17 protein-coding genes and 3 rRNA genes are annotated in these 22565 nt (G+C 70.3%); 7 read left to right on the top strand and 13 right to left on the bottom strand.

Annotated features, from left to right (window positions below):
* Nucleotides 1-21: 21 nt before the first annotated feature.
* On the top strand, nt 22-738 hold the full coding sequence (locus AC0GKK_RS13085) for a metal-dependent transcriptional regulator (protein ID WP_379674511.1): 717 nt from the start codon (nt 22-24) through the stop codon (nt 736-738).
* Between the two features lie 36 nt (nt 739-774).
* Here the strand turns inward: AC0GKK_RS13085 and AC0GKK_RS13080 are convergent, their stop codons facing one another.
* The 3 genes from AC0GKK_RS13080 to AC0GKK_RS13070 all read right to left on the bottom strand — a co-directional run bounded on the left by AC0GKK_RS13080 (nt 775) and on the right by AC0GKK_RS13070 (nt 3586).
* The gene (locus AC0GKK_RS13080) at nt 775-2499 is read right to left on the bottom strand and encodes a BCCT family transporter (RefSeq protein ID WP_489883949.1); all 1725 of its coding nucleotides are present in this window, start codon (nt 2497-2499) and stop codon (nt 775-777) included.
* Nucleotides 2500-2840: 341 nt separating this feature from the next.
* Nucleotides 2841-3386 carry a Dps family protein gene (locus tag AC0GKK_RS13075; RefSeq protein WP_357440771.1) on the bottom strand — a complete coding sequence of 182 codons (546 nt, stop codon included), beginning with the start codon at nt 3384-3386 and terminating at the stop codon, nt 2841-2843.
* A gap of 35 nt (nt 3387-3421) precedes the next feature.
* On the bottom strand, nt 3422-3586 hold the full coding sequence (locus AC0GKK_RS13070; protein ID WP_168172166.1) for a hypothetical protein: 165 nt from the start codon (nt 3584-3586) through the stop codon (nt 3422-3424).
* A gap of 98 nt (nt 3587-3684) precedes the next feature.
* Between AC0GKK_RS13070 and AC0GKK_RS13065 the strand changes: the two genes are divergently transcribed.
* Nucleotides 3685-4644: a ring-cleaving dioxygenase gene (locus tag AC0GKK_RS13065; protein WP_489883948.1), complete on the top strand. Its 960-nt coding sequence runs from the start codon at nt 3685-3687 to the stop codon at nt 4642-4644.
* Between the two features lie 18 nt (nt 4645-4662).
* Here the strand turns inward: AC0GKK_RS13065 and AC0GKK_RS13060 are convergent, their stop codons facing one another.
* The 8 genes from AC0GKK_RS13060 to AC0GKK_RS13025 form a co-directional block, all read right to left on the bottom strand.
* Nucleotides 4663-5025 carry an STAS domain-containing protein gene (locus AC0GKK_RS13060; protein WP_208826535.1) on the bottom strand — a complete coding sequence of 121 codons (363 nt, stop codon included), beginning with the start codon at nt 5023-5025 and terminating at the stop codon, nt 4663-4665.
* The gene (locus tag AC0GKK_RS13055; protein ID WP_489883947.1) at nt 5022-6134 is read right to left on the bottom strand and encodes a cobalamin B12-binding domain-containing protein; all 1113 of its coding nucleotides are present in this window, start codon (nt 6132-6134) and stop codon (nt 5022-5024) included. Before AC0GKK_RS13055 ends, AC0GKK_RS13060 begins: the two co-directional genes overlap by 4 nt.
* Nucleotides 6131-7780, bottom strand: a complete 1650-nt coding sequence (locus tag AC0GKK_RS13050) for a PP2C family protein-serine/threonine phosphatase (protein WP_489883946.1) — start codon at nt 7778-7780, stop codon at nt 6131-6133. Before AC0GKK_RS13050 ends, AC0GKK_RS13055 begins: the two co-directional genes overlap by 4 nt.
* 131 nt (nt 7781-7911) lie before the next feature.
* Complete coding sequence (locus tag AC0GKK_RS13045; protein WP_489883945.1) at nt 7912-8718, bottom strand: YqjF family protein; 807 nt, start codon at nt 8716-8718, stop codon at nt 7912-7914.
* Entirely contained in the window at nt 8715-9389 is a 675-nt protein-coding gene (locus AC0GKK_RS13040) for a DUF4383 domain-containing protein (RefSeq protein WP_073575896.1), read from the bottom strand. Before AC0GKK_RS13040 ends, AC0GKK_RS13045 begins: the two co-directional genes overlap by 4 nt.
* Nucleotides 9390-9507: 118 nt before the next feature.
* On the bottom strand, nt 9508-10662 hold the full coding sequence (locus AC0GKK_RS13035; protein ID WP_476653641.1) for an AI-2E family transporter: 1155 nt from the start codon (nt 10660-10662) through the stop codon (nt 9508-9510).
* A gap of 47 nt (nt 10663-10709) precedes the next feature.
* Nucleotides 10710-12179, bottom strand: coding sequence for a HAMP domain-containing sensor histidine kinase (locus AC0GKK_RS13030; RefSeq protein WP_489883944.1), 1470 nt, complete (start codon nt 12177-12179; stop codon nt 10710-10712).
* Nucleotides 12176-12880, bottom strand: coding sequence for a response regulator transcription factor (locus AC0GKK_RS13025; protein ID WP_489883943.1), 705 nt, complete (start codon nt 12878-12880; stop codon nt 12176-12178). The genes AC0GKK_RS13030 and AC0GKK_RS13025 overlap by 4 nt, the downstream gene beginning before the upstream one ends.
* Before the next feature lie 136 nt (nt 12881-13016).
* Between AC0GKK_RS13025 and AC0GKK_RS13020 the strand changes: the two genes are divergently transcribed.
* The 5 genes from AC0GKK_RS13020 (at nt 13017) to rrf (ending at nt 20707) form a co-directional block, all read left to right on the top strand.
* Nucleotides 13017-13535, top strand: a complete 519-nt coding sequence (locus tag AC0GKK_RS13020; protein WP_062399769.1) for a CvpA family protein — start codon at nt 13017-13019, stop codon at nt 13533-13535.
* Between the two features lie 87 nt (nt 13536-13622).
* Nucleotides 13623-14303: a hypothetical protein gene (locus AC0GKK_RS13015; RefSeq protein WP_489883942.1), complete on the top strand. Its 681-nt coding sequence runs from the start codon at nt 13623-13625 to the stop codon at nt 14301-14303.
* A gap of 1220 nt (nt 14304-15523) precedes the next feature.
* Nucleotides 15524-17043: ribosomal RNA gene (locus AC0GKK_RS13010) — 16S ribosomal RNA — on the top strand.
* Between the two features lie 324 nt (nt 17044-17367).
* Nucleotides 17368-20447, top strand: a 23S ribosomal RNA gene (locus AC0GKK_RS13005).
* A 143-nt stretch (nt 20448-20590) separates the two neighbouring features.
* A 5S ribosomal RNA gene (gene rrf, locus AC0GKK_RS13000) occupies nt 20591-20707 on the top strand.
* Together the 16S, 23S and 5S rRNA genes form the textbook arrangement of a ribosomal RNA operon.
* A 338-nt stretch (nt 20708-21045) precedes the next feature.
* Here rrf and AC0GKK_RS12995 read toward each other — a convergent pair.
* Both AC0GKK_RS12995 and AC0GKK_RS12990 read right to left on the bottom strand, forming a co-directional pair.
* Nucleotides 21046-22149, bottom strand: a complete 1104-nt coding sequence (locus tag AC0GKK_RS12995) for a quinone-dependent dihydroorotate dehydrogenase (RefSeq protein WP_489883941.1) — start codon at nt 22147-22149, stop codon at nt 21046-21048.
* A 20-nt stretch (nt 22150-22169) separates the two neighbouring features.
* A complete protein-coding gene (locus AC0GKK_RS12990; protein WP_251787162.1) occupies nt 22170-22544 on the bottom strand; it encodes an RNA-binding S4 domain-containing protein in 375 nt (124 codons plus the stop codon).
* Between the last annotated feature and the right edge of the window lie 21 nt (nt 22545-22565).

The following is a 22565-nucleotide window of genomic DNA, read 5'->3' as shown; positions in this document are numbered from 1 at the left end:
CGCCGGGATACCGTGGTGGGCATGAGCGCGGAGCGCCTCTCGGAGTCCGTGGAGAACTACCTGAAGACCATCTTCCTGCTCTCGGAGCGGTGGGAGGGGTCGGTCGGGGTCTCCGCGCTGGCCGAGCGGCTGCGGGTCTCGTCGCCGTCGGCGTCGGGGATGGTGCGCAAGCTCGTCGACGCCGGGCTGGTCGACCACGCCCGCTACGCCGGGATCACGCTCACCGCCGCCGGGCGGGTGTCCGCGCTCGCCGTGGTGCGCAGGCACCGGCTGCTGGAGATGTTCCTGGTCACCGAGCTGGATCTGGCGTGGGACGAGGTGCACGAGGAGGCCGAGGCGCTCGAGCACGCCGTCTCCGACCGGCTGCTCGACCGGATCGACACCCGGCTCGGGCACCCGCGGTTCGACCCGCACGGCGACCCCATCCCGGCCCGTGACGGCACGATGCCCGTGGTCCACGCCCGCCGGCTGCCGGACCTGCGCTACGGCGAGGGCGGCACCCTGGTGCGCGTCGACGACACCGACCCCGAGGTGCTCCGTTTCCTCGACGCGCACGACGTCCGGCTCGGCGACCGGGTGGACCTGCTGGCCCGCAAGCCCTTCGAGGGGCCGTTCGTGGTGCGGCTGCGCCGCTCCCGCGAGCAGGCCCGCCCCGCCCCGGGCGAGGCCGAGCACGAGTGGGGCCCGGCGCTCGCGACGGCCCTGTGGGTGGGCGGCGACGAGCACGGGCACCCGTGAGGTCCCGGGGCCCGGGTGTCCGGGCCCCGGGATCCGTCAGGTCGAGCCCTGGCGCCGCTCGAGCGCGACGTCCCCCGCGTGGTCGAGGACGTCGTCGCCGGAGTCCGGCTCGACCTCGTCCGAGGTCGCCATGGTGGCGACCGCGGTCTCGGAGTAGAGGGCCCCGTTGGGGTCGATGGTGGCCCGGCCGCCGTCGACCTCCGCCCGCTCGGTCGTGAGGTCGTCCGTTCGTGCGGTGCTGCTCCTCAGAGCCAGAGCCGGCGATGCCTCGACCGGCAGCGCGACGACGAACCGCTCACTGCGCAGGCCCCTCATGAGACCGACAGCCATGAGGATCAGCACGATGCACAGCGGCAACCCGGCGAGGATGGAGGCGGTCTGCAGGGCCGAGAGCGCGTCCGCACCCGCGGCCGCTCCGGCGCCGAGCAGCACGGCGGCGATGATCCCCTCCAGCACGGCCCAGAACAGGCGCTGCTGCCACCGCGGGTTCGGGTCCCCTCCGTTGGTGAGGATGTCGATCACCAGGGAGCCGGAGTCCGAGGACGTCGCGAAGAAGAGCACCACCACCACGATCGAGAGCACCGACGCGAGGAGGGTGAGGATCTCGGGGACCGGCAGCTGCTGCAGGAGCAGGAACATCGAGGTCTCCGGCGAGTCCGGGGCGCCCGCCAGCGGGTTCGCCGGGTCGGCCCGCAGGATGTCCAGGGCGGTGTCGCCGAAGACCGTCATCCACACCATGGACGCGCCGACCGGGGCGAACAGTGCACCGGCGACGAACTGGCGGATCGTGCGGCCGTAGGAGATGCGGGCCAGGAACATGCCGACGAACGGCGACCACGAGATCCACCATCCCCAGTAGAACAACGTCCAACTCGACTGCCAGCTCTGCGCGTCGGTGTCACCGGGGAAGGTCTGGAAGCTCAGTCCCGGCAGCTGCTGGACGTAGACGCCCACATTGGCGGCCGCCGAGTTCAGCAGATCCCGGGTCGGGCCGAAGAAGAACACGAACAGCATCAGCGCCAGCGCCAACCACAGGTTGATCAACGACAGGTTCCGGATGCCCTTGTCGATCCCGAGCAGCACCGACACGGCGGCGACCGAGGTGATGAGCAGAATCAGCACGATCTGCAGCGGAGTGCTGTTCTCCAGTCCGAACAGGGTCTCCAGCCCGGCGCCGACCTGCTGCGCCCCGATCCCCAGCGAGGTCGCCAGCCCGAAGAGTGTGCCGAACACCGCGACGACGTCCACCAGGTAGCCCGGCCAGGAGTTGATGCGGTTCCCGATCAGCGGATAGAGGGCCGCGGCGGGACGCAGTGGCAACCCCTTGCGGAAGGAGAAGTAGCCCAGCGAGAGCCCGAGGACGATGTAGATCGCCCACGGGTGCAGGCCCCAGTGGTAGAAGGTGTAGAGCATGGCGTTCTCCGCCGCCTCCGCCGTCCCGGCCTCGCCGGTCGGGGGACTCGTGAAATGCGTCAGCGGTTCGGCGACGGCGTAGAAGACGAGCCCGATGCCCATGCCCGCCGTGAACAGCATCGCGAACCACGAGACGGTCTTGTACTCCGGCGTCGAGTCCGAGGGCCCGAGTTTGACCCGGCCGAAGCGCGAGGCCATGAGCACGACGACGAACACGACGAAGGCGCTCGCAGTGAAGATGTAGAGCCAGCCGAGGTTGCCGGTCACGGCCGAGTTCACGGCGTCGGCGACGGAGCCGAGCGATGCGGGGGCGACTGCACCCCACAGTACGAAGGCGAGTGCGAGCACCGCCGACGACACGAAGACGGGAGGGCTCGTGTGCTCCCTGAGATAGCGGGCGATCACCGTGTACCTCCGGTTCGGGGTTTACGCGTCGATTCAGGTGGAATGTGCGGCACGCGACTGTAGGTGGAGTGGCCGCACGGGGCAGGACGCCCGGGGCCGGGAGACAGGGTCGTCGACGCCGTCCCGCGGTCGCTCCGGGGTGTGAGCAGGGCGGATGCCCGGGGCGGCCGTCCCTGGGCTCGAGGAGAACGATTCGGTCACGGCCGGTCCGGAGCACGACACGACCCGGGCCCGGTATCCGTGTGGATACCGGGCCCGGGTCGGCGTCGCGTCGTGGAGGAGGGTCAGCGGGAGGCGTCAGCTGCGCCCTGCTCACCGGCCTTGCCCTGGGTGTTCAGCGAGCCGTCGGCGTTCTCCAGGTGCGCCCGGACGAACCACTGGTACTGCTCCAGCTCGCCGGCCTGGGCGATGAGCATGTCCTCGGTCACCGGGTCGAGCGCGCCGACCTTCTCGATCTGGGTGCGGTGGTCGGAGATGACCCCGGTGTAGACCACGTCGAGCGCGCCGAGGTGGGCGATCGCCTGGTCGCGGCCGATCGAGTAGTCGTCCCAGGTGCGGTCCTTGACCAGCGCGCCGGGGGTGCCGTTGGGCGAGCCGCCCAGGGTCGCGATGCGCTCGGCGACGTCGTCGACGAACCCGCGGACCGCGTCCACCTGCGGGTCGAGCATCTCGTGCACCGCGATGAAGTTCGGGCCGATGACGTTCCAGTGCACGTGCTTGAGCGTGAGCTGGAGGTCGTTCAGGGCGTGCAGACGGTGCTGCAGGATGTCGACGACCTGCTCGGCGTCTCCGCGCTCGAGCCCGGGGACGGTGTAACGGATCGTGGCCATGGTTCTGTGCAGTCCTTCCGTGACGGGTGCGTGGTTCAGGACGCCGCAGTGCGGGGGTCGTCGTCCGCGACGGGCTGGGCGTCGAGGTGGACGCCGTCGCCGTCGGGTGTCTCGTCGACCGGGGTGTCGCTCTGCTCGGTCGGGACCGGGTGGCTCGTGCGCTCGTCCTGATCGCGCTGGTCCTTCTCGGGCGTCGTCATGACGACCGGGTACCCCGGTCGAGCGGGTTTCATGTCCGGCGTCGGCGACCCCGGGAACGGGTAGCCGGTGGGGAGTAACCACCCCGAGGAGCGATGCGATGACCCCCGGAACGACCGTCACCCCGCACGGGCTGCACCACGTCACGGCGATCGCCGGGGACCCGCAGCGCAACGTGGACTTCTACACCACCGTGCTCGGCCTGCGGCTGGTGAAGCGGACGGTGAACTTCGACGCGCCCCAGGTCCACCACCTCTACTACGGCGACGAGGCGGGCCGTCCCGCCACCATCCTCACGTTCTTCCCGTGGCCCGACGTCGAGCCCGGCCGCCAGGGCGCCGGCCTGACGACCGCCACCGCGTTCGGCGTGCCGCCGGAGTCGCTGGGCTGGTGGCAGACCCACCTCGCCGCGCTCGGCGTCGACGCCGACGACCCCCGCACCCGGGACGCGTCGTCGGGTGCCGAGGAGGTCCTGACCCTGCGCGATCCCGACGGGCTGGTGATCGACCTCGTCGCCGCGCCCGGCGACATCCGCTCGGGCTGGGACGGTGCCGGCGACGTGCCTGCCGAGCACGCGGTACGCGGCCTGCACGCGGTGACGCTGTCCGAGGCGGACCTCGAACCGACCCAGCGGATGCTCACCGACCTCGGCATGACCCACACCGGCGACGACGGCGCCCGCAGCCGCTTCCGCACCACGGGGGACACCGCGACGGTCGTAGACGTGCTCGGCGGTGTCGACGGGCACGGGGTGCAGGCCGGCGGGACGGTGCACCACATCGCGTTCCGGGTGGCGGACCGGGCGACCCAGCAGCAGTGGCGCACCGAGCTGGTGGCCCGCGGCCTGGAGGTCACCGAGATCCTCGACCGGCAGTACTTCACCTCGATCTACTTCCGCGAACCCGGCGGTGTGCTGTTCGAGATCGCCACCGACGAGCCCGGCTTCACCGTCGACGAGCCGCTGCTCGAACTCGGCCGCGCGCTGAAGCTGCCGCCGTGGCTGGAGCCGGACCGGGCGACGATCGAGGCGAACCTGCCCGCGCTGCGCGACCGGGGGTGACCGCGGGGGCCGCCCGGCTCAGGTGTCGAGCCGCTGCTCGCGTGCCGGCCCGTCGGCTCCGGTGAGGTGCTCCAGGGTGTTGGTGACGCGCAGCAGCCGCTCCAGCGCACCGACACGGTTGTCGAGGTGCAGCTCGACGCCTGCGGCCCGGGTCCGCCTGCGGATCATCAGCAGCGACGACAGACCGTAGGAGTCGCAGTACCCGATCCGGGCGCAGTCGATCCGCAGCTCACGCAGGCCGGGCCGGTCCGTCAGCAGCACGGCGACGGCGTCGGTGAGCGCGTCGGAGGTGGCGTAGTCGAGGTCACCGGCCGGCGCCACCGTCGCGAGGTCCGGCGCGGGGCTGGTCCAGGTGAGGGACAGCTCTCGCGGGTCACTCATGCGGGCCTTCCGGTTCGGTGCAGTGTCGTGGAGTCGGCGCCCTCGGCGACGGCACCGGCCGGGACGGGGGTGTCCGCGCCTCCGGTGAGCGCCGGGGACGTGGTCGCGCGCCGCAGCAGCTCCGACGCCCGGGTGAAGTCGCGCAGCTCGTCGCCGAGCAGGTCCAGGACGGGCCGCAGGACGGCCACCGGCACCGACCGGGCCTCGAGCACCTCGGCGGTCCAGCCGAGGAAGTGCTCGAACAGCTCCGCGTCACCGGTGTAGAGCGCCACGGACAGGAAGTCGACGATGTGCCGGACGTCCTCGGCGGTGTGCCGGCGCTGGTCGTCGTCGTATCCGGCCATCGCCGGGACACGCTCGGGCAGGCGGTCCAGCACCGTGGCGACCAGCCGCGGGGCACTGCGGGTGACCAGCGTGTACTCCTGGTCGGACAGGTGCGGCAGGTCGTCCATCGGCTGGGCGTGCGGGTGCGCCGGGGCGGGCAGTCCGTCGGCGAGGGTCTCGGCGGCGGTCCGCGCGTCCGGGGCCCAGGCGTCGGCGCCGAGCAGGCGGGCGTAGCGGCCGTCCGTGCCGAACGCCCGGCCGCCGACGATCACCGGGACACCCGCGGCCTGGCAGGCCGTGATCGTCGCGTGCGCGGTCGGCAGCCGGGTCGCGATCGACGACGACAGCGCCACCGCGTCCGGGTCGGTCCGGTGCAGGTGGGTGACCAGGTGCGCCGCGGGGACCTGCGCGCCCAGGTAGTCGACGGTGAAACCGCGCAGCCGCAGCACCTCGGCGAGCAGCCGGGCGGGCAGCGCGTGCCACTCGCCGTCGACGCAGGCCACGGTCACCCGGCCGCGCTCGCCGCCGTGCCGCCCGCTGGTCAGCGACAGCGTGCTGATCACGCGCTCGTTGATCGCGGTCGCGGCGTGCTCCTGGGCGACGGAGAGGCGGTTGACCGCCCACTCGAGCCCGACCCGCTGCTGCACCGCGCCGATCACCTCGAGCAGCACGGCCTCGGGTTCCAGGCCGTCCCGCAGCGCGTCGACGACGACGTCGACCGCGCTGTACTCGTCGCCGCGCAGCACCGCGTCCCAGAGCAGGTCGGTGTAGTGCCCGGCCGTCATGCGGTGTACCTGCCCCGGCCCGACCCACCCACCGCGGTCAGGTGCCGGCCGCGCGGAGCGGTGACCGCGAGGACGGCCATGTCGTCGTGGGAGTTGCGCCCCACCCACTCGGTGGCGAGCATCTGCACCCGTTCGACGACGGCCTCGGCCGGCATCCCGGCGCACTCGGCGGCCGCGCGGCGCAGGCGCTCCTCGCCGAACTGGTCGCGCCCGAGCGGGCCGCCCTGGGCCTCGGTGATGCCGTCGGTGAACATCAGGCAGGTCTCGCCGGGCCCGAGCCGGGTCTCCCAGGTCGACGCGTGGATCTCGGGCAGCGCCCCGATCAGCGTGCCGAGCGTCGCGGCCTCCTCGACGCGGCCGTCGGCGCGGATGATCAGCGGCGGCGGATGGCCCGCGCAGGTGATCCGCATGCGCACGTCGGCCCCGCTGCGCGACACCGACGCCAGCACCAGCGTCACGAAGCGGGCGTGGTCGTCGGAGAGCAGCGCGTTGTTGAGCAGGTGCAGCAGCCGCAGGTGGTCGTCGGCCATCGGCAGCAGCGCGTGCAGCGCGCTGCGGATCTTGCCGGTGAGCACGGCGGCCTCCAGGCCCTTGCCGCACACGTCCCCGAGCACGGCGAGGGTCTCGTCGGAGCCCTCCGCGCCGGGGTGGACGTCGTAGAAGTCGCCGCCGACCCGCTCGGAGTCCTGCGCGGGCCGGTAGCCACCGGCGAACTCGACCCCGGAGACGTGCTGCAGCGACGGCGGCAGCAGGTCGCGCATCAGGGTCTCGGTGATCGAGGCCTGCTGGGCGAACATGCGGGCCGCGGACATCGCGAGACCGGACCGGGCGGCGAACTCGCGGGCGGTCGCCTCCTCACCCTCGCTGAACGGCCCGGTGTCGGCGCGGCGCAGGAGCACGATGGCGCCGGCCGGGATGCCGTGCCCCGGCAGCGGGGTGACGACGATCGAGCCGACCTCGCCGAACCCGTCGGGCGTCACCCAGGCGGGGGCCACGGCGGGGTCGATCCAGCGCGACGGGACCGGTGGGAAGCCCTGCAGGGCCTCGGCCAGGCCGGGGACCTCGTCCGGGTCGATGCGCAGTGTCCGGTGCCGGACGGGGCCGTCGGTGACGGCGTCGACGACCTGGAACTGCCCGCGGGTGCCCGGGGTCATCACGAGCGCCCCATCGGCCAGTCTGCTCACGGCGAGCTGGGCGGTGACCTCCATGCAGCGACCCAGGTTCAGCGAGCCCAGGAGCGCGGCCGAGGCCTCGGACAGGAAAGCGGCGCGGGCCTGCTCCAGGTGCAGCTCGTCGCGGATGGACCGGACGTCGGTGACGTCGATCAGCCACCAGGTGACCGAGCCGTCCTCGTGCCGGACGGGCTGGGCCTCCAGCGCGCGGCCGTCGACGATGTCGGAGAACGCGGTGGGGACGCCGCGGTCGGCGCCACCCGCGGTGGCCAGCCACGGGGCGACCCGCGACAGCGGGTGCCCGGCACGGGCCCGGGGCAGCAGCACGCGTGCTGCCCCGTTGGCCTGCAGCACTGTGCCGTCGGCGCCGACGGTGAGCGCGGCGCACGGCGCATCGGCCCAGCGCCGGTCGACCACGGGCGACGCGTCCGGTAGCACGGTCGCGTCGCCGGTCGTCGGCTCCAGTTCGGTCACATCAGCTCCTGGCCCCTGGCGGGCCGGTCGTCGGCGCCCGGGAAGGCCGGGGCGCGGAACGCCCTACCGTACCGCGTACGCGACAGGCCCTCATCCCGGGCGCGCGGCGCGGGGGCGGCGATGCGTGCCCCTCACCGGTGCTCGCGGACCCGGCGCCAGCCGCCGAACCGGACGGGCAGACCGGGCGAGGCGAGGACGCTGTCCGGGGGGCCCGACGGCGGCGCCGCACCGGCCGCGGCGACCAGGTTCTCGTCGAGTTCGAGCAGCTCGGCGTGGTGGAGCGGCCAGCGCGGGTGGTCGTTGCGCCAGCGGACGGTGCCCAGCGGACGCCGGGTGTGCAGCGCCCAGCGTGCGGTGAGGAAGTGCTCGAGTTGCCCGGGTACGGCCAGCGGGGCGCCGGTGCGGACCCGGGTCCGTGCGGAGACACCGCGGGGCCCGGGGAAGCGGCGTGTGCAGGTGTAGGCGATCTCCTCGCCCTCGGCGACCCGCCCGGACACCGTCGACGGCGACCAGTCGTAGGGCAGCGCCGCGACACCCCGCGCGGCGAGCACGGGCAGCATCCGGTCGGCGTCGAGCGAACGGAACACCACGCCCCGGCGGCCCTCGTCGTCCACCGAGTACAGCCGGACGTTGGTCTCGGCGAAGCTGCCGAGCCAGGGCAGGCCGGGCAGCGGGCCGAAGCCCAGCCGCCGCATCCGGAAGTGGACGAGCCCGACCCAGGTGACGCCGTCGTGGGTGTCCGGACGGGTCCGGGGCGGCAGCAGCGGGGCCACCGCGGCGGGGTCGGCCCGCCAGTGCAGGAACACCACGTCGGCCCAGTACTGGTGCAGCAGCGGGTGCCGGACCGGGGCGGGCGGGTCCGGGGTGATCGGCTCGGGCGCGACGCCGGGCGGCACCGGTGCGGTGTCCCGGCCCGGTGCCGTGCGGCGGCCGGTCACGCCGGTGCGCCGCCGCGCTCGGTGCGGGCCCTCCACGCGTCGCGGCGCTCACCGGTGTCGCGGATGGCGTCGACCTCGGCGAGCATGCGGCGCTGCTCCTCGGTCCCGCCACCGTTCGCGACGAGCCGCTCGGTGTCGGCCAGGGAGCGGGCCGCGGCGATGTCGGCGGCGCCGGCGGGCAGCCGCTGGTCACGGTCGTCGCCACCCTCGGCGTCGACGACGTGCTTCTGCTCCGCGGCGTACGGGTTGTCCGACGGCAGCCGGCCGCTGAACCGCCCGTACGCGCCGAGGACCAGCATCACCAGGCCCACGAGCAGGCTGAACACGACGTTCGGCATCCGGAACGCCAGCAGGTTGTACGGCGTACCGATGAGCAGCACGTTGACCACACCGGACAGCAGGAACAGCGCGCCGACGGTCACACTGACCGTCGAAGCGAACCGGCCGCCCCGGACGGCGGCACCGACCAGCACCGCGCCGACGACCACCGACACGGTCGACAGCAGCAGGTTCGTGGACAGCCCCAGCACCGGCGACCCGGTGGTGGAGAAGAAGTCGAGGTTGTTCGTGAAGCCCAGCACCCCGAACACCAGGAGCATGATCCCGACGAGCAGGCTGCTGATCCGGTGCAACCCGTTCAGCCGGCGTGCGTCGGACCCGATCGATGACATGACGTCGTCCTCCGTTCGTCGAGCGAGGCACTCCGGGGATATCCGATCGCCTTCCCGGACAAACCGCGCTGACCTGGGAAGGTGTGCCGTGTCTCGAAACCCGGATCCGGGTTGCGGATCAGACCGGACCGGGGAGCGCGACGGGCCCGGGGCCCTCGCCGCGCAGCGGCCGTGCCGAACGCGGGTCCAGCGGGTCGACGGTGCCCGCGTCGCGCAGCGTCCCGTCGCCGGGCCGGCGCAGTGAGCGGACACCGGCGTCGGCGAGGGTCACCAGCGGCACCGCGAGCAGTGCCCCGGGCACCCCGCCGACGATCAGCCCGGCGCTGATCGGCAGCACCACCGCGAGCGGGTGCAGCCGTACCGATCGGCCCAGCAGCAGCGGCTGGAGGATGTAGCCCTCGACGTTCTGCACGATCACGAGCAGGCCGATCACGAGCAGCGCGTCCACCCAGCCCCCGGAGGCGAGCGCGACGAGCACCGCCACGATCCCGGTGACGACGGCGCCGATGGTCGGGACGAACGCGCCGAAGAAGATCAGCGTGGCCAACGGGACGACCAGCGGGACCCCGATCACCCACAGGCCGACCGCCGCGGTCACCGCGTCGACGGCGGCCACGACGACCGTCGCCCGGGTGTAGCCGACCAGCGACGCGAACGCCCGCCGGCCCGCGACGTCGGCCCTCCGCCGTACGTGCTGCGGGACCGCGCCGAGGACGAACCGCCAGATCCGCGCCCCGTCGTGGATCAGGAAGATCAGCACGAACAGCATCAGCAGGGTCTCGGCGGCCAGCTCGCCCGCGGTCCCCAGGGCGCCGATCACGTTGTTCGCCAGCGCGGCCTGGTTGCGCGCCAAGGTGTCGAGCAGCGACTGGAAGACGGCCGAGAGCTGGGTGTCGTCGAGCCGGAACGGCGGCCCGGCCAGCCGGTCCCGCAGCGCGACGACCGTCTCCCCGATGCTCGCCGACAGGCTCGGCAGCCCGTCGAGGAACGCCGCGACCGCCCACCACAGCACCCCGACCGCCACCGCCAGCCCGCCCGCGACGACGACACCCGTCGCCAGACCGCGGGGAACCAGCGGGACCCGGTTCACGATCCGGGCCACCGGCGCGAGCAGCGCGGCCAGGATCAGCGCGAGCACCACCGGCACGACCAGCACCGCGAGCTGCGCGATCAGCCACAGCACGACGGCGACGGCGGTCGCGACGAGGAGACCGCGCCAGGCCAGGCTCGACGCGATCACCAGACCCCGGGGGATCCGCGGTTCCTCGGTCACCGCGGCCTCCCCGGATCGGACGGTGTCGGACTGACGGTTGCGTGACGTCACGACGGTAGTCCGCCGGGGCCGTCCGGGCCCGTCACGGGCAGGGTGAGGACGAAGGTGGCGCCGTCGTCGTCGGACGGGCAGGTGAGGTCGCCACCGTGCGCGCGGGCCAGGCCGCGGGCGATCGCGAGGCCGAGCCCGGCGCCGCCGCTGTCCCGGTCGCGGGCGTCCTGGAGCCGGACGAGCCGGTCGAAGACGCGCTCGCGGTCGCCGTCGGCGATCGGGGTGCCGGTGTTGTGCACCGAGACCGACACGGTCCCGGCCGCCCGGTCGGTCCGGGTGACGACCTCGATCCGCCCGCCGTCGGGGGTGTGCCGGCGGGCGTTGTCCAGCAGGTTGGCGAGGATGCGCGACACCGCCTGCGGGTCGGCGCGCACCGCGGCGGGCTCCCCGTGGCCGTCGACGGTCAGGCCGGGCGCGAGCACCGCGGCCCGCCGGGTCTCGGCGCGCGCGATCCCGGCGACGTCGACCTCCCGTGCCGCCACCGCGGTGCCGCCGTCGATGCGGGCCAGGTCGAGCATGTCGGTGACCAGCCGCCCGGCCCGGCGCGTCTCGCCGAGCAGCAGCTCCAGGCGCCGGGTGCGGCGGGCGGGGTCGGCGTCGGGCCCGGACCGCTCCAGCGTCTCGGCGACGGCGGTGATCCCGGACAGCGGTGTCCGCAGCTCGTGCGCGGCGTCGGCGAGGAACACCCGGGTCCGCTCGGCCTCCTCCCGGGAGCGCCGCTCGGCGTCGGTGAGGGCGTCGAGCATGCCGTCCATCGCCGCCGCCGCGGTGCCGAGGTCGGTGTGCGGGCGATCGGGCCGGAGCCGCGCGTCGCGCTCGCCCGCGGTGATCCGCCCGGCGAGCGCGGTCATCCGGTCCAGCGGGCGCAGCGCCGTCCGCACGACGAACGACACCGCACCGAGCGCGACGAGCAGGGTCAGCAGCACCGATCCGGCCAGCACCGCGCGCAGACCGTTGCGGACCTGGGCGACGTCGGAGGCGTCGGCGACGAGCTCGACCGTCGCCCCGCCACCGGCGTCGAGGGTCACGGTGCGGCTGCCGGTGTCCGGCGGGACGGGTGGCCGTCCGGCCGGGACCGGGGCGGACGGCGGCCTGCTCGGGTCGTCGGTGCGGTCACCACCGGGGCCGCGGTCCGGCCGGCCGGCGGGCGGTGGGGTACCGGGCGCGTTCAGTCCGGGGTCGCCCATGACCTCCCCGTCGGCGGTGCTCACCTTGATCCGGATCTGCTGGCCGGACAGCCCGGTGACCAGCTCCTCCGGGGTGGCTCCCGCCGCGATCAGCTGCTGGGCCTGCACCACACGGTCCCGCAGCCGGGAGTCGAGATCGGACTCCAGGCGGGCCCCGAGCAGCACGTCGACGAGCACCACCACCAGGACCAGCAGCACCGCCACCACCCCGAGCACCGCCGCGGTGACCCGGCGGCGCAGCGACGGGGTGGCGGTGCGGGCCTGCGCGGCCGAGCTCACGACGGCCCGCGCAGCGAGTAGCCGAGGCCCCGCACGGTGTGCAGCAACCGCGGACCGTGTGCCTCCAGCTTGCGGCGCAGCGCCGACACGTGGACCTCGACGAGGTTGGGGTCGTAGGCGTCGTAGCCCCAGACCGAGCGCAGGATCTGCGCCTTGGACACGGTGCGTCCGCGCTGCTCGGCGAGGTAGGTGAGCAGCCGCAGCTCGGTCGCGGACAGCTCCAGCACCGTCCCCCCGCGGGAGGCGACGGCGGCGTCGGGGTCGAGGACGAGGTCGCCCACCTGCACCGCGGACGGCAGCCTGCCCCGGCGGCGCAGCACCGCCGCGACCCGGGCCACGAGCTCGTCGAGCGCGAAGGGCTTGAGGACGTAGTCGTCGGCGCCCGAGTCGAGCCCGCGGAGCCGGTCGGCCAGCGCGTCGCGCGCGGTGAGCATGACGATCCCGGCGTCCCCGTGCCCACGCACGACGTCGATCAGCTCGAACCCGTCGCGCCCGCCGGGGAGCATCACGTCCAGGACGACGAGGTCCGGCCGGAACGCGGCGAGCCGCTCCTCGAACGCGACGCCGTCGACGACGCCCTCGGTCACGTGCCCGGCGTCGGCCAGCGCGTCCACGACGGACTCACGGATGGCGTCGGAGTCCTCGAGCACCAGGACCCGGGTCGTGGGGCGGCGGCTGTCGTCGTCCTGGCGTGTGCTCACGGGACAAGGGTGCGCCGCGAGGCTGAGGGGGACCTGAAGGACCCGCCGGTTTCAGGTCCGTCTCAGGTACCGCGGGCACTGTCGTGGCAGACACCGAGACGACGGGCCGCCCGGCCCGCGGCGCGGAGAGGAAGAGATGACCCTGCTCGACGTGATCGTCCTGATCATCGTGGTGGCCGCCGCGATCGGCGGGTTCCGCCGCCTCGGCGGCGTGGCCCGGGCCGGGCGCCTGCTCGGCCTCGTGGTCGGTGCCGGCGTCGGCGCGGCCTGGGGCTCGAACCTGGCCCGCTACGGCGACACCCCCGACTCGGCCTGGTTGTGGGGCCTGGTCGGGGTGATCGCCGGTCTGCTGCTGGGCTCGCTGGTCGGCGGGTTCCTCGGCGGACTGGTCAGCCGGGTGCTCGCCCGCGGCAGGTTGTCCTTCCTGGACCGCATCGTCGGCGCCGTCACCGGTGCCGTGACCGCACTGCTGGTGATCTGGCTGGTCTCGTGGGTGGTCCCCGCGGTCGTGAGCGCCGAGGCGCTCGCCCCCGTGACGACGCTCGCGCAGTCCCTGGGCGGCAGCCGGATCGTCGACTCGGTGTCGGAGCTGCTGCCCGCGACGACGTCCGCCGCCCGCGACGTCGTCGACGCCGCGCGGCCTCCCGCCGGCTGATCCCACCCGACCCCCAGCGGTCCGCCGTCCGGCGGTCCGCGACCCGCCGCTGCCTTCTTCCGGGTACGGCACCGTCCGAGGAGAACCATGAACGACGAGAACCGCACCCCGCGCGACGACGACCGCCCCACCGACCGGCAGCCCCCGGTCCCCGCCGACGAGACCCCCACCGCCCACACCCCGAGACCGCACGTCCGGGACGGCGTGCACGGCGGGGGGACGGTGGCCGCCGCCTTCGACGCGGGTGACCCTCCGCGACGACGCCGGTTCGCCGCCCTGCGACGCCGGTCCGCGCTGCCCGCGGTCGCGGCCGGCGTGATCGGCCTGGTCGTCGGGGCCACCGCGAGCGGCCTGATCGTCGGGACCGCGTTCGCCGGGCCGGGCGACGGCCCCGCCCGCACAGCGGTGGCCGCCGACGGCCGCGGCCCCGGTGGACCCGGCGGGCCCGACGGCTCCGGTGGCCCCGGTGGTGAGACCGGTGGTCCGGGCCGCGGCCCCGACGGTGCCGGTCCCGGTGGCCCCGGTGCGTGCGGTCCGGCCGGTGGGCCGGGTCGGGACGGCGCGACTCCGCCCGCGCCGCCTGCCGGGGCCCCGACGCCGCCCGCTCCGGGCGCCGCCCCGGCCGCCCCGGGTGCGACGGCTCCGGGTGTCACGGCTCCGCGCCAGGGCGGCGCCGCTGCCCCGGCCGCTCCCGCGGCCCCTGCTGCTCCCGCGGCCCCGGGGTCGTCCGCCGCTCCCGCGGCGCCGGCCGCTCCCGCCGCTCCGTGAGCCCGTACGCGCGGCGACACCGACCGGTGTCGTCGCGCGTGGGGGAGGGGAGAAGGGAGTGCTCCTCGTCGGATCGCGTCGCGCATTCGCCCCCGACGCGCTGCAGGATCCGACGAGGAGCACTCGACGGACCAACGCGCCGGAACGGGCACGGATACCCCCCTGATGCGGTGACGACGCGGGCCCGGACACCACCATCGGTCGTCCCCGCAGGTCAGACGGGTCGTCGTCGTGTCTTCGTGACAAGAAATCGGTGAGTGGTCCGGCCCGTCGAGCGCCGATCCGGGGGAACACCCGCCGTGTGTGGTGGGGCTCCGGGAGCCGGAACGGCGGGACGGAGCCCCACCCACCCGGGACGGTGGGGGCCGGAGCGACGCGGCCGAGCCCCGCGCGGCCCGGGATCGCAGGGGTCGAGGCCGCTCCGGGTTCGCCCGCGGGAGGACCGTTCCGGCGATCGCCCAGGCCGTCCCCGGTGCTCCGCTGTGGACGTCCTGCTTCGCGACGGCGGAGGACGGGCCGGATCCGACGGTGGGCCGGAAGCGGGGCACCTGCACCGTCACCACGGGCCGTCGTGCGGGGCGGGGTTCCGGCCGACGGCCGGAACCGGACCACGGCGGTACCGGACGACCACCTGACGGCGCACCCCGACCGCACCCTGACGGCGCAGGTCACGGGCCGATTCGAGACCTGAACGGATGGTGGCCCGACCACCGAGAAGACCACGTGGACAACCCATCGCGAAGAGACCGTGGTCGGCGTCACACAGATCGGTGATCGCCGGTATCGCCCGGTGAGGGGGTGTCGGTAACCAGGAGTTCGCTTCCGCTCACCGCGGTGACCTGCGACGACGCCCGATGTTCGCCCGGGGACCCCCCCGGTTTGACGGCCCCGGACACCGTGCCGTAACTTTCTTCCTGTCAGCGAGTGAGCCGGACAGAACGGGCCCTGAGAGGCCCGGTCAACAGGCCCCGCGGACGGCGACCCCCCGGTGGTTCATCGAGTTTCTCGATGTGGTTACCTTTGTGGGTCAAGGCGATCCGTCTTCAGGATCCTGCTTCCTTGTTGGGGGTGGGTGAGTGTGGTGCGGGTGTCTTTTGAGAACTCAACAGTGTGTCGAGCTATTTTGATTCGGTTTGGCGTTTTGTGCCAAATTGTTTGTTTGGTTGCAGCATTCGATCCCGTCGGGTGTTGTGGCCAGTTGTTTGTTGCAAGTCAGGGTTTTGTTGGAGAGTTTGATCCTGGCTCAGGACGAACGCTGGCGGCGTGCTTAACACATGCAAGTCGAGCGGTAAGGCCCTTTCGGGGGTACACGAGCGGCGAACGGGTGAGTAACACGTGGGTGACCTGCCCTCCACTCTGGGATAAGCCCGGGAAACTGGGTCTAATACCGGATAGGACCACTGATCGCATGGTTGGTGGTGGAAAGTTTTTTCGGTGGGGGATGGGCCCGCGGCCTATCAGCTTGTTGGTGGGGTGATGGCCTACCAAGGCGGTGACGGGTAGCCGGCCTGAGAGGGCGACCGGCCACACTGGGACTGAGACACGGCCCAGACTCCTACGGGAGGCAGCAGTGGGGAATATTGCGCAATGGGCGGAAGCCTGACGCAGCGACGCCGCGTGGGGGATGACGGCCTTCGGGTTGTAAACCTCTTTCGCCAGGGACGAAGAGCGATTGACGGTACCTGGAGAAGAAGCACCGGCCAACTACGTGCCAGCAGCCGCGGTAACACGTAGGGTGCGAGCGTTGTCCGGAATTATTGGGCGTAAAGAGCTCGTAGGCGGTGTGTCGCGTCGGCCGTGAAAACTTGGGGCTTAACTCTGAGCGTGCGGTCGATACGGGCATCACTTGAGTTCGGCAGGGGAGACTGGAATTCCTGGTGTAGCGGTGAAATGCGCAGATATCAGGAGGAACACCGGTGGCGAAGGCGGGTCTCTGGGCCGATACTGACGCTGAGGAGCGAAAGCGTGGGGAGCGAACAGGATTAGATACCCTGGTAGTCCACGCCGTAAACGTTGGGCGCTAGGTGTGGGGACCATTCCACGGTTTCTGTGCCGCAGCTAACGCATTAAGCGCCCCGCCTGGGGAGTACGGCCGCAAGGCTAAAACTCAAAGGAATTGACGGGGGCCCGCACAAGCGGCGGAGCATGTGGATTAATTCGATGCAACGCGAAGAACCTTACCTGGGTTTGACATGCACCAGACATCCCTAGAGATAGGGCTTCCCTTGTGGTTGGTGTGCAGGTGGTGCATGGCTGTCGTCAGCTCGTGTCGTGAGATGTTGGGTTAAGTCCCGCAACGAGCGCAACCCTTGTTCCATGTTGCCAGCACGTAATGGTGGGGACTCATGGGAGACTGCCGGGGTCAACTCGGAGGAAGGTGGGGATGACGTCAAGTCATCATGCCCCTTATGTCCAGGGCTTCACACATGCTACAATGGCTCATACAGAGGGCTGCGAGACCGTGAGGTGGAGCGAATCCCTTAAAGTGAGTCTCAGTTCGGATCGGGGTCTGCAACTCGACCCCGTGAAGTTGGAGTCGCTAGTAATCGCAGATCAGCAACGCTGCGGTGAATACGTTCCCGGGCCTTGTACACACCGCCCGTCACGTCACGAAAGTTGGTAACACCCGAAGCCGGCGGCCCAACCCTTGTGGAGGGAGCTGTCGAAGGTGGGACTGGCGATTGGGACGAAGTCGTAACAAGGTAGCCGTACCGGAAGGTGCGGCTGGATCACCTCCTTTCTAAGGAGTCCCATCATGTGATGGGGCGCCACGATGCTCTGTGAGTTTTGCTCATGGTGAGTCTGTGGTTCCTTCATTGAATCGCATTTGCGGCCTCGTTCGTGGGTCGGGTGCGTTGGGTGGAACGCAGTACGTCGGACCGTTTGGCTTGGCACACTGTTGGGTCCTGAGAGGACACCTTGTGGTTCTTCGGAGCTGGGGTTGTTTTCTTTGGCCGCTCTGGTTGAGGGCTTCCTAACGCCTGCGTGTGTGGGTGGTGGTTGTTTCTTGGTTGGGTGTGGTTGTGGGTTGAGTGTTGCATAGTGGATGCGAGCATCTTGTTGTGGTCAAGTTGTTAAGAGCACATGGTGGATGCCTGGGCATCAGGAGCCGATGAAGGACGTGGGAGGCCGCGATAGGCCTCGGGGAGCTGTCAACCGAGCTGTGATCCGAGGGTGTCCGAATGGGGAAACCCAGCGCCCGTCATGGGGCGTTACCCGTACCTGAATTCATAGGGTGCGTGGAGGGAACGTGGGGAAGTGAAACATCTCAGTACCCACAGGAAGAGAAAACAATAGTGATTCCGTGAGTAGTGGCGAGCGAAAGCGGAAGAGGCTAAACCGTGTCCGTGTCAAGCCGGCAGGCGTTGCGGGTGCGGGTTGTGAGACGTGTCGTTCATCTTCTGCCGAGGGTGGGACAGCAAGTGCCTGTGTTAGCGGAACGACTCTGGGATGGTCGGCCGTAGTGGGTGATAGCCCCGTACGCGAAAACACTGGGTTCTGTTGTGGGCGTGTTCTCGAGTAGCAGCGAGCCCGTGAAATTTGCTGTGAATCTGGCGGGACCACCCGTCAAGCCTAAATACTACCTGATGACCGATAGCGGACAAGTACCGTGAGGGAAAGGTGAAAAGTACCCCGGGAGGGGAGTGAAATAGTACCTGAAACCGTGTGCTTACAAGCCGTCAGGGCCTTTCGGGTGATGGCGTGCCTTTTGAAGAATGAGCCTGCGAGTTATGCTTCGTGGCGAGGTTAACCTGTGTGGGGTAGCCGTAGCGAAAGCGAGTCCGAATAGGGCGCCATAGTCGCGGGGTGTAGACCCGAAGCGGAGTGATCTACCCATGGCCAGGGTGAAGCGTCGGTAAGACGTCGTGGAGGCCCGAACCCACCAGGGTTGAAAACCTGGGGGATGAGCTGTGGGTAGGGGTGAAAGGCCAATCAAACTTCGTGATAGCTGGTTCTCCCCGAAATGCATTTAGGTGCAGCGTCGTGTGTTTCTCACCGGAGGTAGAGCACTGGATGGCCTAGGGGGCCGACAAGCTTACCGAAGTCAGCCAAACTCCGAATGCCGGTGAGTGAGAGCGCGGCAGTGAGACTGCGGGGGATAAGCTTCGTGGTCGAGAGGGAAACAGCCCAGATCACCGGCTAAGGCCCCTAAGCGTGCGCTAAGTGGGAAAGGATGTGGGATCGCCCGGACAACCAGGAGGTTGGCTTAGAAGCAGCCACCCTTGAAAGAGTGCGTAATAGCTCACTGGTCAAGTGGTCCTGCGCCGACAATGTAGCGGGGCTCAAGCGCACCGCCGAAGCCGTGGCAATGACACTTAGGTGTTGTTGGGTAGGGGAGCGTCCTGCATCTGGTGAAGCCCGGGAGTGATTTACGGGTGGAGGGTGTGGGAGTGAGAATGCAGGCATGAGTAGCGAATGCAGAGTGAGAATCTCTGCCGCCGGATGACCAAGGGTTCCTGGGCCAGGTTGTTCCGCCCAGGGTGAGCCGGGACCTAAGGCGAGGCCGTCAGGCGTAGTCGATGGACAACGGGTTGATATTCCCGTGCTCGTGATAGTGCGTCCATGCCGAGGCTGGTGATGCTAACCATCCGAACCCACCTTCGTTCCTTCGGGAGTGTTGTTTGTGGGGGAGCGTGGGATCCGATCTGGTAGTAGGCAAGTGATGGGGTGACGCAGGAGGGTAGCTCCGCCACGCGGTGGTTGTCGTGGTGTAAGCCTGTAGCCCGAGTCCTAGGTAAATCCGGGGCTCATTTAAGGGTGAGAGGTGATGCGTAGCCGATTGAGGCGAAGAGGGTGATCCCATGCTGTCGAGAAAAGCCTCTAGCGAGTGCTGTTGCGGCCCGTACCCCAAACCGACACAGGTGGTCAGGTAGAGAATACCGAGGCGATCGAGCGAACTGTGGTTAAGGAATTCGGCAAAATACCTCCGTAACTTCGGGAGAAGGAGGGCCGGTTGTCTTGAGGCTCCTTGCGGGCTAGGGACGGCCGGTCGCAGAGACCAGGCCCAAGCGACTGTTTACTAAAAACACAGGTCCGTGCGAAGTCGCAAGACGATGTATACGGACTGACGCCTGCCCGGTGCTGGAACGTTAAGAGGACCTGTTAGCTCTTCGGGGCGAAGCGGAGAATTTAAGCGCCAGTAAACGGCGGTGGTAACTATAACCATCCTAAGGTAGCGAAATTCCTTGTCGGGTAAGTTCCGACCTGCACGAATGGCGTAACGACTTGGGCGCTGTCTCGACCACAGACTCGGCGAAATTGCACTACGAGTAAAGATGCTCGTTACGCGCGGCAGGACGGAAAGACCCCGGACCTTTACTATAGCTTGGTATTGGTGCTCGGTTCGGCTTGTGTAGGATAGGTGGGAGACTGTGAAATCGCCACGCCAGTGGTGGTGGAGTCGTTGTTGAAATACCACTCTGGTCGAATTGGGTGTCTTAACCTCGGGCCATGATCTGGTTCAGGGACAGTGCCTGGTGGGTAGTTTAACTGGGGCGGTTGCCTCCCAAAGAGTAACGGAGGCGCCCAAAGGTTCCCTCAGCCTGGTTGGCAATCAGGTGTTGAGTGTAAGTGCACAAGGGAGCTTGACTGTGAGACTGACGGGTCGAGCAGGGACGAAAGTCGGGACTAGTGATCCGGCACCACCTTGTGGAAGGGGTGTCGCTCAACGGATAAAAGGTACCCCGGGGATAACAGGCTGATCTTGCCCAAGAGTCCATATCGACGGCATGGTTTGGCACCTCGATGTCGGCTCGTCGCATCCTGGGGCTGGAGTAGGTCCCAAGGGTTGGGCTGTTCGCCCATTAAAGCGGTACGCGAGCTGGGTTTAGAACGTCGTGAGACAGTTCGGTCCCTATCCGCCGCGCGCGTTGGAGACTTGAGGAAGGCTGTCCCTAGTACGAGAGGACCGGGACGGACGAACCTCTGGTGTGCCAGTTGTCCCGCCAGGGGCACGGCTGGTTGGCTATGTTCGGGAGGGATAACCGCTGAAGGCATCTAAGCGGGAAGCCTGTTCCAAGATGAGGTCTCCCACCACCTTCGAGTGGGTAAGGCTCTCAGTAGATGACTGGGTTGATAGGCCGGAGATGGAAGCCCTGTGAGGGGTGGAGTTGACCGGTACTAATAGGCCGAGGGCTTGCCACAACGAGTTGTTCGCATCCACTGTGTGACCCTGAGTCCACAACCATCCACACCTTTTCCTGGGTGTGCCCGGAAACGGTGTGGAGTTGGTGTGTGTGCTCGACCCCTGTCCCGGTTTCGGGGTGGGGTGATAGTTGGATAGTGTTGTCGGTGGTCATTGCGGTAGGGAAACGCCCGGTCCCATTCCGAACCCGGTAGCTAAGCCTTCCAGCGCCGATGGTACTGCACTCGCCAGGGTGTGGGAGAGTAGGTCGTCGCCGACATTCAACTTTCATGGGAGATGCCCCGGACTTTCGAGTCCGGGGCATTTCTCGTTTCCGGACCGTTTCTGGGTCCGATGCGTGCTACCCGGCCCGGCCCGGGTGGGGTGTCGGTGTGTCCGTTCCCGAGCGCTGGTGTGGGTCGTGCGGGGTCGCTGGTCGGGGGCGTGCCGCTCCCCCGGCGGAGTCGGGGGCCGCATCCGGTCCGGTCCTGCCGGTCGGCCGCACCTCGCACCCCTTTCTGCGACTTCGCACCCTCTGCAGGGGCTGCGAGGTCGCCGAAACATGTGCGACGTGGGATGCGGGGAGCGCGGCCGGCGGGAACACCGGCCCCGCGGGCGTCAGAGATCGGCGCCCACGGCGTTGTCGACGCACGAGAAGCCGTCGGCGCGCAACAGCGCCGCGAGCTCACGGTGGACCCGGGCCGGCCAGAGCAGACCGCCGTAGACGAAACCGGTGTAGGCCTGCACCAGTGCCGCGCCGGAACGGATCCGGCGGTAGGCCTCCTCGGCGTCGGCGATCCCGCCGACGGAGACGACGACCTGGTCGTCGTCGAGGCGGGTCCGCAGCTGCCGCACGACGGCACGGGCCCGCTCGGTCAGCGGACGGCCGGACAGCCCACCCGCACCGGTGGCGGCGACGACGTCGGGGGCAGTGCGCAGACCGTCGCGGGCGACGGTCGTGTTCGTGGCGACGACCCCGTCGAGCCGCATCCGGCGGGCCAGGTCGGCGACGGCGTCGAGATCCTCCGGCGCGAGGTCGACCGTGATCTTCACCAGGAGCGGGACACGACGGTCCCGGGACACCCGGTCCAGTTCCTCGCGGACCGCGACGAGCAGCGGCTCCAGCACGTCGACCTGCTGCAGGTCCCGCAGACCGGGAGTGTTCGGGGAGCTGACGTTGACCACGACGTAGTCGGCGTAGGCGCCCAGCGCGGCGGCGCTCGCACGGTAGTCCGACGCGGCGTCCTCGGCGGGTACCGCCTTGCTCTTGCCGATGTTGACCCCGAGCACCGGCATCCCCGGCCCGGAGCGGGCCCGGAGCGCGGCGAGGCGGGGCCCGACGGTCCCGGCACCGGAGTTGTTGAAGCCCATCCGGTTGACCAGCGCGGCGTCGTCGACGAGCCGGAACAGGCGGGGGCGAGGGTTGCCGGGCTGCGCCCGTCCGGTCACCGTGCCGATCTCGACCGCGCCGAACCCGAGCCTGCCGAGCGCGAGCACACCCTCGGCGTCCTTGTCGAAACCGGCGGCGAGACCGAGTGGGCCCGCGAACTCCAGACCCAGCGCCCGGGTGCGCAGCACGGGGTCCGACGGGGCGAACCGCTCCGCCACCCGCTCACCCACGACGGGTGCGGTCCCGAGCGCGCGGACCACACCGAACCCCATCCGGTGCGCGGGTTCGGACGGGACGTGCCGGAGCACGTGGCGCATGAGGGCGTCGTACATGCCCCCATCCTCACACCGGCCTAGGAGGTGCGGCGGGACAGCCCCAGCTGGTCGAGCATGCGGCGGTCGCGCTTCGTCGGGCGGCCGGCGCCGCGGTCGCGGTGGGCGAACAACGGCTGCCCCGCGGTGCTCGGCTCCGGCGGGGTGTGGTCGATGTAGCACTCCTGCGCGATCGGGGCACCGACCCGCTTCTCGATCACCCGGGTGACCTCGACGATCCGGTTCCGGTCGTACACCCGCGCCCGCACCCGGTCGCCGACCTGCACCGTCGCCGCCGGCTTCGCGGGCCGGTCGTTGATCCGCACGTGCCCGCCCCGGCACGCCGTCGCGGCGTCGGCACGGGTCTTGGCCAGGCGCACCGACCACAGCCACCGGTCCACGCGGGTCCCCTCCATCGGACCATCGTGCCATCCGGG

This window comes from Pseudonocardia sp. P-1, from assembly GCF_058111925.1.
The sequence above is the reverse complement of the archived record's forward strand: the minus strand, read 5'-3'. Positions and strand labels throughout refer to the sequence as shown.

What these genes read in the sequence shown, in the direction of transcription:
- AC0GKK_RS13060 (WP_208826535.1), bottom strand. Translation starts at nt 5,025, where the DNA reads ATGAGTGACCCGCGAGAGCTGTCCCTCACCTGGACCAGCCCCGCGCCG.
- AC0GKK_RS12995 (WP_489883941.1), bottom strand. Translation starts at nt 22,149, where the DNA reads ATGTACGACGCCCTCATGCGCCACGTGCTCCGGCACGTCCCGTCCGAA.
- AC0GKK_RS13065 (WP_489883948.1), top strand. Translation starts at nt 3,685, where the DNA reads ATGACCCCCGGAACGACCGTCACCCCGCACGGGCTGCACCACGTCACG.
- AC0GKK_RS12990 (WP_251787162.1), bottom strand. Translation starts at nt 22,544, where the DNA reads ATGGAGGGGACCCGCGTGGACCGGTGGCTGTGGTCGGTGCGCCTGGCC.
- AC0GKK_RS13055 (WP_489883947.1), bottom strand. Translation starts at nt 6,134, where the DNA reads ATGACGGCCGGGCACTACACCGACCTGCTCTGGGACGCGGTGCTGCGC.
- AC0GKK_RS13070 (WP_168172166.1), bottom strand. Translation starts at nt 3,586, where the DNA reads ATGACGACGCCCGAGAAGGACCAGCGCGATCAGGACGAGCGCACGAGC.
- AC0GKK_RS13040 (WP_073575896.1), bottom strand. Translation starts at nt 9,389, where the DNA reads ATGTCATCGATCGGGTCCGACGCACGCCGGCTGAACGGGTTGCACCGG.
- AC0GKK_RS13020 (WP_062399769.1), top strand. Translation starts at nt 13,017, where the DNA reads ATGACCCTGCTCGACGTGATCGTCCTGATCATCGTGGTGGCCGCCGCG.
- AC0GKK_RS13075 (WP_357440771.1), bottom strand. Translation starts at nt 3,386, where the DNA reads ATGGCCACGATCCGTTACACCGTCCCCGGGCTCGAGCGCGGAGACGCC.
- AC0GKK_RS13015 (WP_489883942.1), top strand. Translation starts at nt 13,623, where the DNA reads ATGAACGACGAGAACCGCACCCCGCGCGACGACGACCGCCCCACCGAC.
- AC0GKK_RS13085 (WP_379674511.1), top strand. Translation starts at nt 22, where the DNA reads ATGAGCGCGGAGCGCCTCTCGGAGTCCGTGGAGAACTACCTGAAGACC.